Raw genomic sequence first — 15,986 nt, forward strand, 5'->3', positions numbered from 1 at the left:
CACATAGCGCCAATGCGGCAGCATATCGAGGATCATGCCGCCGCCGTCTGCTTTCCGGTAATTCCACGACGGCCGCTGCGCCTTGACGCCCCAGTCGCCCTCGAACACCCAATAGCCGAACTCACCGCGAACGGAGAGGATCTTGCCGAAGAAGCCGCTGTCGCGGAGGAGCGCGATCTTGCGCAAGCCGGGGAGGTAGAGCTTGTCCTGGACGACGCCGTTCTTGACGCCGCGACGTTCCGCGAGGCTTGCGATGGATAGCGCCTCTTCCAGGGTCTCGGAGATCGGCTTTTCGCAATAGACGTGCTTTCCGGCCTCGATCGCCTTGGTCAAAAGGCCGATGCGCATCTGCGTTGAGCCGGCATCGAAGAAAATCGTGTCGTTGGGATTGGCAAGGGCGGCATCGAGATCGGTCGTCGTGCGGGTAACGCCGTGCTTACGGGCAATCTCCCCGATCTTGTCGGCATTGCGCCCGACCAGGATCGGATCGGGCATCAGCCGGTCACCGTTCGACAGCAGCAGGCCGCCCTGATCGCGGATTGCCAGAATGGAGCGAACCAGATGCTGGTTGTATCCCATGCGCCCGGTGATGCCGTGCATGATGATGCCGAGCGATTTTGCCACCATGATTATTCCTCCCAATAAATAACCAGATAGTTACATAACTGACATGCGTCATGAACCCTGTCAACCAGCTTCATCAATCGAAGGGAGGCTTGCCGGGATAGTCAGATCGGGTGGAGGGCGACAGCCGATCAAGGCCGGAGATAGGCGAAGATGACCTCGACGATATGCTCGCCCCAGGCTTCGATCTCGGCCTTGTCGGACAGGTTTCGACGAAAAATTGTCGAGAGAGTCCAGCGGTTTGTCAGAAAGAACGAGCCGAGCGCGGCGATCGTCATATAGATCTTGACCGGATCGCAGCCGGGCCGGAAATCACCGCCGGCTGCCCCACGATCGAGCAGCCCGGATATCTCGGCGACCAACGGCGAATGCAGCTCGAAAATCCGCGCGGAGCGCTTCAGGAATTTTGCCTTGTGCAGGTTTTCCGTGCTGAGAATGCCGAGGAATTCCGGATGGGCAAGGAAATATTGCCATGTGAAAACAACCAGTTCGCGCATGCCGTCGCGTGGTGCGCGGTGGGAGAGGTCGAGCCTCGCCTCGGCCGAGCGGATGGCGATGTAGCTACCCTCGAGCACTGCGACATAGAGCGCATCCTTCCCACCAAAATAATGGTAGAGCATCCGCTTGTTGATGTTGGCCCGGGCGGCAATCGCATCGACACGGGCGCCGCCATAGCCGCGTTCCGCGAACTCCTTCGTTGCAGCAGCCAGAATGGCCGTGCTGGTGCGCTCCGCATCCCGCAACCGCGGCTTCAGCGCCGACACTTCGCCCACAACCGTCTCCGCGGAGACAGGTTTTGTGGTCTTGCGTCGGGCTCCGGCGGTCTTGGCTTCGCTCATCATCATCCTCGGCTGCAATATTGGAGACCAAATGATCTCTTGTCTATCACAACTACCCGATCCGCAACCTGCTTGACAGTCCCCATGATGTCCCGCATCGGGGTAACTGGCCAGTTACGAAACGTAACTCATCCGAACGAATTACAAATGCAACCGGCGTGCGAACCGTGCGAGGTTGTTGGGCAGCGGACTGATGATGGGATGGATTTGACCGGCAAAGCCGCCATGGCATCGCCAGCGTGGCGATCTGTCATCGAGCAATCGTCTAGGACCATCAAGCTGGTCATCACTTCTCGGATCCGCAGCGACGCCCAACAGCGCCGCGGATCCGATGATAGCCTATCGAAATCAGATACTTGCGATCAACCCGCCGTCGATCCTGAGAACGCTGCCTGTCACATAGGATGCCTTGGTGCTTGCCAGGAAGGTGACGACGTCGCCATATTCCTGCGGGTCGCCGTAGCGGCCGACCGGGATCGACGCGGTGCTTTGCGCCGAGACATCTTCGACGGTACGGCCTTCGCGCTTCGCCTTCTGCTCGTCGAGGAAGGTGATGCGCCCCGTGGCGATACGGCCGGGCAGCACGATGTTCGCCGTAATGCCGTCACGGCCGACTTCCTGGGCCAGGGTCTTTGACCAGCCGAGCAGCGAGGTGCGCAGCGTGTTCGACATGCCGAGATTGGGGATCGGCGCGATGACGCCGGACGATGTGGAGGTGATGATACGGCCCCATTTCGCGGCTTTCATGCCGGGAAGGACATGGTCCGTAATCGCGATGACCGGCAACACCATCGAGTTGAAGAAACGCTGCCAGGTTTCCGCGTCCTGGCCGGCAACAGGGGTCGGCGGCGGACCGCCGGTATTGTTGACGAGCACGTTGACGGCACCGAACGCGTCCTCGACCGCCTTCAGCCGCGCGCCGATGATGGAGAGATCGGCGATATCCCATTCCAGCGTCATCGCCGTCCCGCCGGCGGCCTTGATGGCATCCGTCGTTGCCTGTGCCGCATCGCGGTTGATATCCGCGACCGCCACCTTGGCGCCCTCGCCTGCCAATGTGCGCGCTATCGCGCCGCCGAGGCCGCCGCCGGCGCCGAAGACCAGCGCCGTCTTGCCGTTCAGTCCAAGATCCATGATCGTGTTTCCTTTCATTGCCCGGCAGATGGCCGGTTTTCGTTGTTTCCGTACCGCTCAGCCGGCCATCCATCCGCCGTCGACCATCAGGTTGATGCCGGTGACGTAGCTCGCCATGTCGCTTCCCAGGAAAAGTGCGGCACCGGCGACATCGTCGGGCGCTCCGAGGCGCGGCCAGGGCGTGCGCCGGCGCGAATAGTCGAGCGAATCCGGATCGTTGGCGACGCCCGGCTTTCCCGTGATGATCTTGCCCGGCGCGATCGCGTTGCAGACGACGAGATCGTCCGCGTGATCGACCGCAATCTGGCGGGTCATCTGGACAATGCCGCCCTTGCTGACGCCATAGGGAAAATCCCCGGGGCAGGCGACCATGCCATGCTGCGAGGAGATATTGATGATGCGCCCACGCACATCGTTGACCGGTTCCTGCGTCAGGAACTGCTGCATCGCCCGCTTGCAGCAATAGAAGAAGCCGGTGAGATTGACACCGATGACCCGCGCCCATTGCTCCGGCGTCGTTTCGAGCAGATTGGTCGAGGTGTAGATGGCAGCGTTGTTGACCATAACGTCGAGCCGTCCAAAATGCTTGACGGTCTCGCTGACCAGCGCATCCACAGCATCCCAATCGGAAATATCGGTCGTGACAAAAAGAGCCTTGCCGCCGCCGGCACGGATCCGCTCGAGCGTGCTCTCACCGCCCTCGAGCGGCGTTTCGATCGTGTCGGCGATGACCACCGACGCTCCTTCGCCGGCATAGCGCAAGGCGATGGCGCGGCCGAGACCGGAGCTTGCGCCGGTGACGATGGCAATTTTGTTCTGCAGCATAGGCATGATGTTTTCCTCAGACTTCGCGGGCGACGACCGCGCCGCGCCTTTCGGCAATGATTGCCCCGTCGCGGACGATCTCTTCTCCTCGCAGGAAGACGCGGGTGAGCCTTGCCGGAATGCTCCAGCCATCGAACGGGGTGTAGGCCGCTCGCGATGCTTGCTCGGCGTTGGTGATGAGGCTCGTCTGGCGCCGATCGACAACAAGGATATCGGCATCGTAACCGGTCGCGATTACCCCCTTCGATCTGCCGAGACCGAAGCGCTCGGCCGGATTGCGGGCACACATGCGAACGAGATCGGAGAGATCGATCAACCCTGCCTCGACCAGCCTCAACATCGTCGGGAGCAGCGTTTGCAGGCCCGGCATGCCGCCAGGAATATCGGCGAATGCCGCATAGGTCGCCGCCTTCTCGGCCGGGCTGTGCGGCGCATGATCGGTGGCGACGATGTCGATCAGCCCTTCAGAGAGGGCGGCCCGCAGCGCCTCGACATCTTTGGCGTCGCGCAGGGGCGGCGATCCCTTCAGGTTTGCGCCGAGCGTTTCATAATCTGCTGCCGTGAAGAACAGGTTCTGCGGCGTCGTTTCGACGGTCGCGTCGGCCATGTCGCGCAGACGCCGCCATGCGGAAACGCCAAGGGCGGAGTTGACTTGGCGGACATGGATGCGTGCGCCGGTCTCTGCTGCGGCCAGCACGGCACGCGCAACGCCGCCGGCCTCGGCAAGCGGCGAGCGGCTGACGAGGAATGCGGCGATATCGCCTGCGCGGTCGCGCTGGCCGCTGCCATCAAGAATGGATTGATCGCCCGGAGAGATGCCGATCAGCGTGTCGCGTCCGGCAAGGCGCCTCAGCATCCCGGCTACGGCATCCATCGTATCGAAACGAAATGCTGCAGGCACGTCGGCAGTAAAGAGTTCCAGCGAAACCGGGTGGAGCGCAAGCAATCCTTCGAGAAGGCTCAGATCCTGGCTGAGAACCACCTGGAAGCCGACATCGACATGGATGCGTTCCTTCGCCATCGCCATCTTCTCGGCGAGTTGCTCCGATGTCGCGGTCCATGGATCGTCGGTCGGCATGTCGAGCACCGATGTCACGCCGCCGAGTGCCGCTGCCCGTGTCCCGCTGTCGAAATCCTCCTTCTGGGTCAAACCCGGTTCGCGCAGGTGGACATGGGCATCGACGAGACCGGGCAGCAAATGGCAGCCCGTCGCGTCAACGACTGTCCGGGCCCCAGCCAAGTCACCGGGCGAGAGGATCGCTGCGACCCGCCCGTCGGTGATGCCGACGTCGGCTCGTTTCTCACCGTCGGCGTTGACGACGGTGCCGCCCGATATGATCGTGTCGAACATGTCGCTCTCCTGTCGCGCGCCGTCAGCAAAGCCCCGGCAGGCGCGGCTCTTCATGCGTCACGACTTCGACCAGAGCCGCCTGCCCCTGGCCCACTTTTTCCAGAGCGCGAAGCAGCGCCGGACGCAGATCGGCGGGAGCGGTCACGCATTCGCCATAGCCGCCGAGCGCCTCGGCGATCGGCGCATAGCCTCCCGACATCCGGTTGGCGCCGTATTTCTTCGTGGCGATCGGCATGCTCGCGGCATATCCGCCAAGCACGTTGTTGCGCATCACGACGGTCAGGATCGGCAGGTTGCAGCGGATTGCGGTCTCGAAATCGATGCCGACCATGCCGAAGGCCGCCTCGCCCATCAGATTGACGACGGTCGCCTCCGGCCGTGCCAGCTTGGCGCCGAGCGCAAAACCGAGGCCGCTGCCGAGCTGGGTCGTCTTGCCCCAGCCGACATAGCTGCCTGGCACGGTCGCCTCGTAGAAAGGGCTGAACTGGTCGCGCGGATTGCCGGCATCGTGGGTCACGATGGTCCTGGCCGGATCGACGGCGCGCATGATTTCCCAGACGACACGATAGGGCGAGATCGGCTCGCTGTTAGCAGTCAGGAACGGCATCCAGCGTTCCATGAAGGCGGCGCGGATGCCACGGATCTCTTCGGCAATATCGCCGCGATCGGGGATGGCCAATCGCTCGCTTTTGACATGGGCGATCATCTGCCTCAAAGCGGAGCGGGCATCGCTGACGACACCCTGCGCGATCGGATAATCCTTGCCGAGATCACCCTCGTCGATCGTGACCTGCAGCAACACCTTGTCCTTGGCGATCGGCAGGATGTAGTGAGAACGGGTAAGGCTGGTGCCGAGCGCCAGCACGACATCGGCCTTATCCATGAAGTGATCGACCGTTGCCGGACGCGCGCGCCCCGCCGTGCCGAGCGCCAGCGAATGGTTCTCCGGAAAGCCGCTCTTGCCGTTCGGCGTCGTCATGACGGGAATGCGCAGCAGTTCCGCGAACTCTACCAATTCCTTCGACGCCGAGGCGGCAAGCACGCCCTGGCCCGCGAAAACCACGGGATTCTTTGCGGCGAGCAGGGTTGCGATCAGCTCGGCAATCTCCCCCGCATCGGCCTGCGGCACGCTGCGACGGGGCTTTTGATAGATGTCATGGGACGGATCGAGCTTTTCGGCCAATAGATCGACCGGCAGTTCGAGAAGCACGGGGGCCGGGCGACCATTGCGAAGACGGGTGATTGCCGAGTGCATCAGCTTCGGCAAATGCTCGACACGGGTCACCGCCTCGCACCATTTCGTAATGTGGCGAAAATTGCGGCTCGCCTCGAAATTCGGCGCCACCGCTTCCGAGCCGCGCGGATAACCCGTCGGCAGGAAAAGGATCGGCGCGCGATCGTTGAAGGCCTGTGCGATGCCGCCGAAAGCGCTCTCCGCGCCGGGACCATATTGCACGGTGACCACGGCGAGTTCTTTCCCGGCCGTGGTGCGGGCATAGCCCTCGGCGATATTGACTGCCACACGCGGTGTCCGGGTTATGACAGGCGGAATGTCGAGATGGGCCGACGCATCGAACAGTTCGCTGTTCGGGAAGCCGATGATCTGCTTGACGCCTTCCTGTTTCAGGATCGAGGCGACGACCTCAGCACCGTTCATGTCTTTCCTCCAACCGCTCACTGGTTCGCTGGGCTCCGCCAGCGGCACTGCTTCGGTTCCATCACGCATGACGGCCAAATGTTTCATGATTTTCTAGCCAGTAGCGGGCAATATCCTCGCGGCGCATGAAGGCAGCTCCCGGCGTCTTCTGGACATGCTCGATGACGTCGCGCAGGCCGGAGGCCCGGTTCGGCTGGCCCATCCAGCGGGCATGAACGCCGATTGTCAGCATCCGGCCGCCGGTCTCGTCTGCCTCGCCGAGCAGGTAGTCGATGGCCGAGCGGCAATCCTCAGTGAAATCGCGTGGATTGCTGTAGCCCGGCGCGATCAGATAGCGGCTGTCGTTCAGCGTCTTGGAATAGGGCACGACGAGCATGCGCGTGCCGTCATGATCCATGAAATAGGGAAGATCGTCGTTGCAGGGATCGGAGTAATAGAGGAACCCGCCCTCCTTCGCGATCAGGTCGCGCGTATTGACGCTCGGGAAGGAACGGCAATTCCAGCCCATCGGGCGGCGGCCGGTCAGCTTCTTGTAGAGCGCGATCGCCTCATGCAGCTCCCGCTCCTCATCTTCGCGTGCGACAGTCGAATATTCGCTCCAGCGCAGGCCGTGGCCGAGCAGGTCATGGCCACGGGCATTCATCCATTCGGTGACGGCGGGGTTCTTTTCCAATGCCACGGCGCAGGCAGACACCGTGATCGGGATGTTGTAGCGATCAAAGAGGCGGGCCAAGCGCCAGACGCCGGCGCGGCTGCCATATTCGAAATGGGTTTCCGTGCCGAGATCGCGGACCGAAGGGCTATTGGGGATGTTGTATTCGCCCCAATTGTCATTTCGGCCATCTTCCAGCCAGGAATATTCCGAGCCTTCCTCATAGTTGAGAACAAGATTGATCGCGACCTTGACGTCCCCAGGCCAGCTCATGAAAGGCGGCTTTGGGCCGTAGCCGATGAAGTCGCGCGGCTGGCGTTCCGTATTTTCTATTTTGATGGTCTCGGACATTATTTCCCCTCCTTCGCCGCGGCAGCTTCGTTGGCGACAATCCAGTCCATGTAGTCGTGGAAGGCGTCCCTGCCGGAGCGCGGGCGCCAGTCGGTGTCGCGCTCGATACGGGCGAGATCGTATTCTCCCCACATGCCGTCTTTGAGCGTCGCGTCCTGGATGACGTTGGCGGTTTCGTGCGGGCTGACTTCGACCTTCAGATCAGGCACGCGCTCCCGCGCCCATTCGACGATATCGCCGGTCGTCGATGTGCGGCCGCTGCCGATATTGTAGTGGCGATAGCGAAGGCGCGGTGCCGAGATCAGCGCGATGACGGCCTTTGCAACATCGCCCGAATGCACGTAATCGCCGACCGATTCCAGGCTGTTGGGCCGGATCACATCGCCTGAAAGCGCCATATGGGCGACGCGGTTCGGGACATGGCGGAAGTTGCGGCTCTCGGTCGCCCGGTCCATCGGACCGTAGACCGATGCGAGACGCACGCTCAGAGCCGAAATGCCGAAGAGATCGGCGTAGCGGTTGACCACCATTTCAGAGGCGAATTTCGAAATGCCGTAGAGCGTCAGCGGTGCGACATAGCCGTCTTCCGGCAAAGGTTCGCCCGTCCAGTCCGGGCCATGGTGGCGATAGACGGAACCCGAGCTGACATAGAGGAAGCGCTTGACGGAGGGCTTGTTGCGCGCCCATTCGAGCATCCGCACCGTGCCCATCAGATTGACATCGACGATCCGCGCCGGGTCCTCAGCCTCGGGCTGGCGCTTCGCCTCGGCGGCGCTGCCGCGCGAAATCGGCGTGATGGTCGCGCCGTGAACAATCGCGGTGATACCGTGCGCATCGAGCGCATTCGACCATTGCGAGGGATCGCAGATATCGCCCGTAATGACCGTCAGGCGATCCCGAACCGGAGCGAAATATTGCTCGGCCATGGCGTCGAGGCCGGAGCGATCGAGAATGACGGCACGGGCAGCAGGATCGCGGTCGAGCCATTCCCGCACCACCACACTCATGACGAAGCCAGTACCGCCGGTGACAAGAAGGGTCATTTCAAAATCCATTCCAATTGATTACGGGAAAGATGATCAGCGCACTGCATAGCCACCATCCACGAGAAGATCGGTGCCGGTCACGAAGGAGGCATCGGGCGAGAGGAGGAAGGCGGTCGCCGCCGCGATTTCCTCTGGTTGCGCGATCCGATCAAGCAGATGGGCCGGGCCAAGTGCCTTGCCCGCGGCCTCCAGATCGGGCCAGCGCTGCAAAAGCCGCGGCGTGGCGACGGCTCCGGGTGACAGGCTATTGACGCGAATGCCCTCGGCTGCGTGGTCGATCGCCATCGCCTTGGCGAGATGAACCAGACCGGCCTTGGCGGCGCAATAGGCGACAGCCTTGCCCGTCGCAACATGCGCAAACTGGGAGGCGATCAGAACGACCGAACCACCTCCGCCAGCCGCCATCAACGGAATGGCGAACTTGCTCGCCAGAAACGCGCCGGTGAGGCTGACATCGATTTCGAGACGCCATTGCTCTTCACTGAGATCGACGACCGTGCCGTCAAGCGAAGGTGCGGCCGCATTGTGCACCAACCCGTCCAACCGCCCGAAACGGCCGCGGACCGTATCAATCGCCCGCTCCATCGAACGCTGATCCCTTACGTCGCAGCGAACGGCGACAGCGCAGGGGCCGAGGCCTTCGGCAAGGTTGAAAATCGCATCCTCCGACTGGTCGGCACAGACGACGCTGCCGCCTTCGGCAAGGCACCGACGTGCAATCGCCGCACCGATGCCGCTTGCGGCACCCGTGATCATGACCACCTTGCCGGCAAGCCGCTGGCTCATGGGATTTTCTGCCGCGGTCATGACGCGAGGATCCGTGACAAGCCCTGCTGCGGCGGGAATGGCCGCTGCCGGGGAACGAACCGGCCGCGGCCTGGAACCGACAGCACCTCGCCATCATTCCACACCAATTCGCCGCGCGAGATTGTCATGACCGGCCAGCCGCGAACGGTCTGCCCTTCATACGGCGTATGATCGGTCGCGTGATGCAGCATGTCGTTATTGATGGTGACGACACGATCCGGATCCCAGATGGCGATATCGGCATCCGATCCCACCGAAATCAGCCCCTTGCGCGGATAAAGGCCGAAGAGCCGCGCGGGGGCTGCAGACGTCAGATCGACAAATTTCTGCAGCGACATGCGGCCGCCGTTGACACCAGCTGAAAACAATAGCGCCAGCCGCGTCTCGATGCCGGGAATACCGTTTGGAATGCGATTGAAGGGTGTATCCGGGCCGCCGGCGATCTTGTCGGCATAGTTCCACGGCGAATGGTCGGATGAGAAGACCTCGAGCGTGCCGTCGAGAATACCACGCCAGATATCCGGTTGGTTCGATTTGTCGCGCGGCGGCGGCGTGCAGACGCATTTCGAGCCGGAGAGATCGTGGGTGTCGATGTCCTCGGCCGATAGGAACAGATATTGCGGGCAGGTCTCGGCATAGATCGGCAATCCCCGCGCCTTGGCGCGGCGGATTTCTTCGACGGCACCGCCGGCAGCGACATGGCTGACGAGGATCGGCGTCTCGATCAGTTCCGACAGGCTGATGGCGCGGAAGGTCGCCTCGCGGTCGCCGATCTCGGAATGGGCCTTTTCGTGATAGCGCAACTGCGTCTTGCGGGCAGCGATGAACTTTTCGGTGAGCCAGCGGATGCAGGCGTCGTTCTCGGCATGCACCATCACCATTGCGCCATGGGACCGGGCGAGATCGAGGACGTTCAACACCTCGTAATCGTCGAGCTTCAGTCCGTCATAGGTGAGGTAGATCTTCATCGAAGTGCAGCCCTCGGCAATCAGCGCCGGGATCTCGTCGCGAAGCACCTCCGGCGAAGGGTCGCCGACGATCAAGTGAATGCCATAGTCGATATGCGCCTTTGGCCGCGCCCGCTCATGATAATCTTCGACGATATCGCGCAGCGACTGGCCGCGCATCTGCATCGCAAAGGGGATTACGGTCGTCGTGCCGCCGCAGAGCGCCGACAGGGTGCCGGTATTGAAGTCGTCGGCGGTCGCCTTTCCCTCCCAGGGCTGCTGGTCCATGTGGCAATGGCTGTCGACACCGCCCGGCAGGACCAGGCGCCCCTCGGCTGATATCTCCTGGCGTCCCTCGGGCAGGTCGGCAGCCAGCGCGACAATCACACCGTTACAAACGCCAATATCGATGTCGCGGGTCTCCTCCGGAAGCACGACGCGGCCTCCGCGAATAACGAGATCGAAGCGGGAATCCCTGATCATTCATTGGCTCCGGAAACGAGGCAGTCTGGCGAAACGTGCAAGTCCGAATGGACCGCCTTGCGGCGAAGATTGAAGCAGGCGCCGACGGCAACAAGCGCCGCGCCGCTGCCAAGCATGATGAAGAGTGCATAGGGCGCCACATGCTCCATGAGACCGGCGGCAACGCCCGGCGTCATGACATTGCCGATCGAATAGAGCAGCAGAAGACCGCCGGAAGCGGAAACCATATGGCGACTGTCGATCTGCGAATTGGCGAAGGCGATGCCGACGGGATAGATCGTCAATGCCGTTGCGCCATAGAGGAAGAAAAGCACGAAGAGCAGCGGTACGAGTTCGGTTCCGAGCACGATGATTGAGACGCACAACATCGCTGCCAGAATGCCTTGAACCAGCAGCATCCAGCGGCGGTCCATCCGATCGGAGAGCCAGCCGACCGGTGTCTGCGCCAGCATGCCGCCCAGGCTGAATGCCGTCACCAGCCCGACCGTCGTTGCAGCCGGAAGGTCGATCTTCGCGCCGTAGAGCGGCGTCAAGGCGAAGACGTTCATATTGGTCATGCCAGCCTGGAAGACCGCGATGATGGTGACGGGCGCAAGGATCGCGAGCTTCCACAGGCCATAGCGTTGATCGGCGGATGTGACGTCGGCCTGCAGCGGGCGAATATTACGCATGGGCAGAGACGGCCAGGGACGGCCGACGAACCGGCAATAGAGCACACCGATCGTCACCGTCATCGCCGCGATCAGGAAGAGATAGGGGGAATGCGGGCCTGCCGCCTCGACCATGAGCTGGCCAAAGAGCACGGCAAGCGAGGTCATCATCATATAGAGTGAGAAATAGGAGCCGCGATTACGCTCGTCCGCATAGAGATTGATCCAGCTTTCCGAGACGACGAATATCACCGCCATGGCAAAGCCGTTCAGAAGTCGCAGCACGAGCCAGACCGACGCTGCCGATGTCGCCATGTAGCCGAATCCTGCGAAAGCCGCCAGGAAACCGACGGCCAGGAAGGTGCCACGATGGCCGAAACGCGAGACCAGGAAACGCGCGGCGAGGCAGCCTGCGAGAAAGCCGACCGGAAAACCGGTCAGGAGCAGCTGCACCGCGCCGGGATCGACATCCGGCTCGCTGAGGCGCAGCGATACCGATGTGGTCAACAGGCTGTTGCCCGTGCCGATCACGCAAATGGCGACCATGACGGGGACAAGCGCGCGAAATCGCGTTGCCCGCTTCCAGAAACTCGCACCCATGGATGCTTCGCCGCTCATCGCTATTCCCTTGTTGCCGCTGCGGCATAGACCGGCAGTTCGGCGCGCAGTTTTTCTTCCTCGATATGGCAGGCGATCTCGTGTGTGTCCGACATCTGCCGGATCGGCGGGGCAACGCTATCGCAGATCGCGCCGACCTTTCGGTGGCAGCGCGTCGCGAAGCGACAGCCCGCAGGCACATTGACCGGGCTCGGCGTTTCGCCGGTCAGCCGAATCCGTTCGCGCGGTTCCTCGTCGGGGTTCGGGCTGCGGATCGCCGAAATCAGCGCTTCGGTATAAGGGTGAGTTCCGCCGCCGAAGACCTCCTCGACCGTGCCCTTCTCCATCACCTTGCCGAGATACATGACGACGACCTTGTCGGCGACGTGCCGGACGAGCGCCAGGTCATGGCTGATGAACAGCATCGTCGTATGCTTCTCTCGCTGGATGTCGAGAAGCAGGGTAACGACCGCTGCCTGAACCGAGACGTCGAGCGCCGAGACCGGTTCGTCGGCAACGATCAGCGACGGATCAGCGGCAAAGGCGCGGGCAATGGCGATGCGCTGCTTCTGTCCGCCGGAGAGCTGGCTCGGCTTGCGATCGGCAACCGTGGGCGACAGGCGCACCATTTCCAGAAGCTCCCGGACCCGCTGCTCGATCGCGGCCTTGCCCTTGCGGACCCCGAACTTCTTGATCGAGCGACGGATCGAGAAGGCGGCAGAGTGGGACGGGTTGAGCGTACTGTCCGGATTCTGGAAGATCATCTGGATGGATTGCAGCAGATGCCGCGGACGCTCGCGTGCCTGAAGCTCGGCGATGTTCTCGCCGGCCATGCGGATCGATCCTGAAGTCGCACTGTCCAGACCGGTGACGATGCGCGCCAGCGTCGACTTTCCGCAGCCGGATTCGCCGACCAGCGCGACGATCTCGGCCTTGCGGGCGCTAAAGCACACCGCCTCGTTGGCTTTGACCGCCTTCTGAGCGCTGATCCGGTAAAGCTTCGTTACGTCGGATAGGGTGATCGCTTCTTCCTGCTGGGCCGTGCTGGATAGCGTCGGCGGCAGAATTGTGCGGGGCCGGTCCATCTCCTGCCAGCGGGCACAACGGACGAGATGATCGGCTCCGGCCGACGTCAGGTCGAGATCAGGTCGGTCGCAGAGACCGGCGGTGAAGCCTGAGCAGCGCGGCCCGAAGAAGCAGCCTTCCGGCCGCTCCTGCGGCAACGGAATATGGCCGGGAATGGCGGCGAGCGCGCGGCTGCGCTTGTCGCTGCCGATATCGGGAATGCAGTCGATCAGCCCCTGCGTATAGGGGTGGCGGGGCTTGCGGAACAGGTCGGCGGTCGTCCCCTCCTCGACCATTTCGCCGGAATACATGATGCCGACACGGTCGCAGGTCTCGGCAATCAGGCCGAGATTATGGGAAATGAACAGCAGGCTGGTCGAATAACGCTTCCTGAGCTCGCCGATCAGGTCGATGACGGCGGCTTCGACCGTGACATCGAGCCCGGTCGTCGGCTCGTCGAGCAGTAGCAGCGACGGCCGCGCCAGCAGCGCCATGGCAATGACGACGCGCTGCTGCTGACCGCCGGAGAGCTGGTGCGGATAGCGCTTCAGCATATCGCCGGCATCGGGCAGGCGGACGTCATCCAGCATCGCGGCGGCCATTTCCATGGCCTCCTTCTTCGTCGACCCCAGATGCAGCAGCGGCACCTCCGCGAGCTGCGACCCGATCGTCTTGACCGGATTGAGCGCGCTCATCGGATCCTGGTAGACCATGGCGATGCGACGGCCCCTGATGGCCCGCAATTCCCTGGCACTGGCGCCGACAAGCTCCTTGCCGTCGAAGCGGATGCTGCCATTGGCAATCACACCCGTATTGCCGAGATAGCCCATGATCGCCATGGCGGTCGTGCTCTTGCCGCAGCCAGATTCCCCAACGAGACCATAGCTTTCCCCCGGCCGGACGCTGAAGGAGAGGCTCGGGACCGCGACAACGGTATCGGTCTTTCCGCGAAACTCGATCCTCAGGTCCCTGATATCGAGGAGGGGTTCGAGATCGGACATCGGTGCGCCGGACATCGTAACTCCTTGCAGGTTGGATACGGTCAGGTTCATGGCTTCCAGGCCTCGCGCATGCCGTCGGCAAGCAGATTGAAGCCAAGGACGAGGCTGACAAGTGCTGCGGACGGTATCAGGGACATTAGCGGCCAGACGTTGAGCACGGTCACGCTTTCCTTGACCATGCCGCCCCAATCCGGGTTCGGTGGCGGCAGGCCAAGACCGAGGAAGCCGAGGATGCCGATGGTGATGATGGTGTAGCCGATGCGCAGGCAGGCATCGACGATCAGCATGCTGCGGCAGTTCGGCAGGAGCTCGACGAGCATGATGTAGATCGTGCTCTCGGCCCTCAGCTTGGCGGCCGCGATATATTCCTGCTCCTTCAACCCGAGGACCAAGCCGCGGGTGATGCGGCCGATGCCCGGCGCCGAGGCGATCGTCGTCGCGATGACGATGTTCAGAACCGAGGGGCCGATATTGGCGATCAGGATCACGTAGATCACGAGGACCGGGAAGGCGAGGATGATGTCGGAGAAGCGGCTGATCAGCGTGTCGATCCAGCCGCCATAGTAACCCGCCACCATGCCCATGGTGATGCCGACGATCATTGCGACCGCGACCGAGAGCGGGGCGACAGACAGAACCGTGCGTGCACCGAAGATCAACCGGGCGAGCACATCGCGGCCGAGAATATCCGTACCCAGCCAGTGCGCAGCCGACGGGAACGGATTGCCCATCGCCATCACGTCGGAATCGGTCGGCGAAGGCAGCGGTAGGATGGGTGCAAGCAGCGCCGCAGCGACCCAGAAGGCCACCAGGAAGAGCCCGACGACGGCCGTCTTCGAATGGAAGATGCGCATCCAGTTCGGCCGGGCGGCACGCTTTGCCGGTACGACCTTGACGCCAGCGATATTGTCTTGAAGCGCCATGGTTCACCTCACCCGGATGCGTGGATCGAGCAGCATGTAGCCGAGATCGCCCAGCAGCTGCGTTACGACAGCGACGGCAACAGTGATCAGCGTCGCGGCCTCAAGGGTCGCGATGTCGCCGAAGAGGCTCGCATCGAGGATCAGCCGACCGAAGCCCGGATAGGCAAAGACCAGTTCGGTTACGACGACGCCGCTGATCAGGAAGTTGATCTGCAGCAGCAGCACCGTAAAGGGGGCGATCATCGCATTACGAAGCGCATGACCCAGAACAACGCGGCGCGTATTCATGCCTTTCAGGACTGCGGTGCGAATATAGGGCCGCTCCATCACGCCGATCATCGAGACGCGGATCATGCGGGCGACATAGCCGAAATCGTAGATGACAAGGACCGCGACCGGCAGCACGAACTGTGACGGGACCGGCCATCCGCCGTCGCTGTTCAGCGGGCTGGTGCCGGGCAGGATCGGCCAGAGAATGACGAAGAGGGTCACCAGGAAGACGCCGGAGGCGAATTCCGGAATGGAGGTGAAGGTAATGCAGATGACCGAGAGCGTGCGGTCGAGCACGCCGCCCTCCTTCAGCCCAGACAGGATGCCGAAGATGATCGACAACGGCACGATCAGGAGAAAGGCGAGGCCTGCCAGGATCGCGGTATTGCCGAGCCTGTTCCAGATCACGTCGTTGACCGGCAGCTTGTTGAGCGTCGAATAGCCGAAATTGCCGAAGTATTGCGCGCCGCGCGGATCCTTGAAGTTCAGGCCCGTGCTCGGGTCCTGCAACGGATCGGGGATGGCGCCGACGAGAACGCCGAGCCAGCGGCCGTAGCGCACGATGAGCGGATCGTTGGCCTTCAGCTTCTCAGTCAGGATATCGACCTGCTGCTGTGTCGCGAAGGGGCCGAGCGACTTGCGCGCCACGCTTCCAGGCGTGAACTCGCACACCGCAAAGACCAGGAATGATGCGCACAGCATGGTGAGCAGCATCATGATCAGCCGTTTTACAAGAAATTTCGACATTGGAACATCAGTCCGAG

Annotated in this window: 14 protein-coding genes; all 14 read right to left on the minus strand. The window is 62.4% G+C overall.

Annotated features, from left to right (window positions below; all coding sequences use genetic code 11):
* On the minus strand, nt 1-627 hold a 627-nt coding region (locus tag DTW90_RS27730), incomplete at its 3' end, for a Gfo/Idh/MocA family oxidoreductase (protein ID WP_188080082.1).
* Nucleotides 628-755: 128 nt separating this feature from the next.
* Entirely contained in the window at nt 756-1,463 is a 708-nt protein-coding gene (locus DTW90_RS27735) for a TetR/AcrR family transcriptional regulator (protein ID WP_149342561.1), read from the minus strand.
* Between the two features lie 348 nt (nt 1,464-1,811).
* A complete protein-coding gene (locus DTW90_RS27740) occupies nt 1,812-2,597 on the minus strand; it encodes an SDR family oxidoreductase (RefSeq protein ID WP_149342563.1) in 786 nt (261 codons plus the stop codon).
* A 57-nt stretch (nt 2,598-2,654) separates the two neighbouring features.
* Entirely contained in the window at nt 2,655-3,428 is a 774-nt protein-coding gene (locus DTW90_RS27745; RefSeq protein ID WP_149342565.1) for a glucose 1-dehydrogenase, read from the minus strand.
* Nucleotides 3,429-3,438: 10 nt separating this feature from the next.
* The gene (locus DTW90_RS27750) at nt 3,439-4,773 is read right to left on the minus strand and encodes a dihydroorotase family protein (RefSeq protein ID WP_149342567.1); all 1,335 of its coding nucleotides are present in this window, start codon (nt 4,771-4,773) and stop codon (nt 3,439-3,441) included.
* A 22-nt stretch (nt 4,774-4,795) separates the two neighbouring features.
* Nucleotides 4,796-6,517: a thiamine pyrophosphate-requiring protein gene (locus DTW90_RS27755; RefSeq protein WP_348642666.1), complete on the minus strand. Its 1,722-nt coding sequence runs from the start codon at nt 6,515-6,517 to the stop codon at nt 4,796-4,798.
* Nucleotides 6,492-7,433: an allantoinase PuuE gene (locus DTW90_RS27760; RefSeq protein WP_132524573.1), complete on the minus strand. Its 942-nt coding sequence runs from the start codon at nt 7,431-7,433 to the stop codon at nt 6,492-6,494. Before DTW90_RS27760 ends, DTW90_RS27755 begins: the two co-directional genes overlap by 26 nt.
* Entirely contained in the window at nt 7,433-8,476 is a 1,044-nt protein-coding gene (locus tag DTW90_RS27765) for an NAD(P)-dependent oxidoreductase (RefSeq protein WP_149342569.1), read from the minus strand. The genes DTW90_RS27760 and DTW90_RS27765 overlap by 1 nt, the downstream gene beginning before the upstream one ends.
* A 36-nt stretch (nt 8,477-8,512) precedes the next feature.
* On the minus strand, nt 8,513-9,286 hold the full coding sequence (locus DTW90_RS27770) for an SDR family oxidoreductase (protein ID WP_132524577.1): 774 nt from the start codon (nt 9,284-9,286) through the stop codon (nt 8,513-8,515).
* Nucleotides 9,283-10,716 (minus strand): dihydropyrimidinase, encoded by a 1,434-nt coding sequence (gene hydA / locus DTW90_RS27775; protein ID WP_132524579.1) that lies wholly within the window; start codon nt 10,714-10,716, stop codon nt 9,283-9,285. The genes DTW90_RS27770 and hydA overlap by 4 nt, the downstream gene beginning before the upstream one ends.
* Nucleotides 10,713-11,984, minus strand: a complete 1,272-nt coding sequence (locus tag DTW90_RS27780) for an MFS transporter (RefSeq protein ID WP_132524581.1) — start codon at nt 11,982-11,984, stop codon at nt 10,713-10,715. Before DTW90_RS27780 ends, hydA begins: the two co-directional genes overlap by 4 nt.
* Nucleotides 11,985-11,986: 2 nt before the next feature.
* The gene (locus tag DTW90_RS27785; RefSeq protein WP_246665078.1) at nt 11,987-14,044 is read right to left on the minus strand and encodes an ABC transporter ATP-binding protein; all 2,058 of its coding nucleotides are present in this window, start codon (nt 14,042-14,044) and stop codon (nt 11,987-11,989) included.
* A 32-nt stretch (nt 14,045-14,076) separates the two neighbouring features.
* On the minus strand, nt 14,077-14,952 hold the full coding sequence (locus DTW90_RS27790) for an ABC transporter permease (protein WP_132524585.1): 876 nt from the start codon (nt 14,950-14,952) through the stop codon (nt 14,077-14,079).
* 3 nt (nt 14,953-14,955) lie between these two features.
* Nucleotides 14,956-15,969 (minus strand): ABC transporter permease, encoded by a 1,014-nt coding sequence (locus DTW90_RS27795; RefSeq protein ID WP_132524587.1) that lies wholly within the window; start codon nt 15,967-15,969, stop codon nt 14,956-14,958.
* Between the last annotated feature and the right edge of the window lie 17 nt (nt 15,970-15,986).

Source organism: Neorhizobium sp. P12A, from assembly GCF_008365395.1.
Taxonomy (GTDB): domain Bacteria; phylum Pseudomonadota; class Alphaproteobacteria; order Rhizobiales; family Rhizobiaceae; genus Rhizobium.

What these genes read in the sequence shown, in the direction of transcription:
- DTW90_RS27750 (WP_149342567.1), bottom strand. Translation starts at nt 4,773, where the DNA reads ATGTTCGACACGATCATATCGGGCGGCACCGTCGTCAACGCCGACGGT.
- DTW90_RS27790 (WP_132524585.1), bottom strand. Translation starts at nt 14,952, where the DNA reads ATGGCGCTTCAAGACAATATCGCTGGCGTCAAGGTCGTACCGGCAAAG.
- DTW90_RS27765 (WP_149342569.1), bottom strand. Translation starts at nt 8,476, where the DNA reads ATGACCCTTCTTGTCACCGGCGGTACTGGCTTCGTCATGAGTGTGGTG.
- DTW90_RS27785 (WP_246665078.1), bottom strand. Translation starts at nt 14,044, where the DNA reads ATGTCCGGCGCACCGATGTCCGATCTCGAACCCCTCCTCGATATCAGG.
- DTW90_RS27795 (WP_132524587.1), bottom strand. Translation starts at nt 15,969, where the DNA reads ATGTCGAAATTTCTTGTAAAACGGCTGATCATGATGCTGCTCACCATG.
- DTW90_RS27755 (WP_348642666.1), bottom strand. Translation starts at nt 6,517, where the DNA reads ATGAAACATTTGGCCGTCATGCGTGATGGAACCGAAGCAGTGCCGCTG.
- DTW90_RS27740 (WP_149342563.1), bottom strand. Translation starts at nt 2,597, where the DNA reads ATGGATCTTGGACTGAACGGCAAGACGGCGCTGGTCTTCGGCGCCGGC.
- DTW90_RS27770 (WP_132524577.1), bottom strand. Translation starts at nt 9,286, where the DNA reads ATGACCGCGGCAGAAAATCCCATGAGCCAGCGGCTTGCCGGCAAGGTG.
- DTW90_RS27735 (WP_149342561.1), bottom strand. Translation starts at nt 1,463, where the DNA reads ATGAGCGAAGCCAAGACCGCCGGAGCCCGACGCAAGACCACAAAACCT.
- hydA (WP_132524579.1), bottom strand. Translation starts at nt 10,716, where the DNA reads ATGATCAGGGATTCCCGCTTCGATCTCGTTATTCGCGGAGGCCGCGTC.
- DTW90_RS27780 (WP_132524581.1), bottom strand. Translation starts at nt 11,984, where the DNA reads ATGAGCGGCGAAGCATCCATGGGTGCGAGTTTCTGGAAGCGGGCAACG.
- DTW90_RS27760 (WP_132524573.1), bottom strand. Translation starts at nt 7,433, where the DNA reads ATGTCCGAGACCATCAAAATAGAAAATACGGAACGCCAGCCGCGCGAC.
- DTW90_RS27745 (WP_149342565.1), bottom strand. Translation starts at nt 3,428, where the DNA reads ATGCCTATGCTGCAGAACAAAATTGCCATCGTCACCGGCGCAAGCTCC.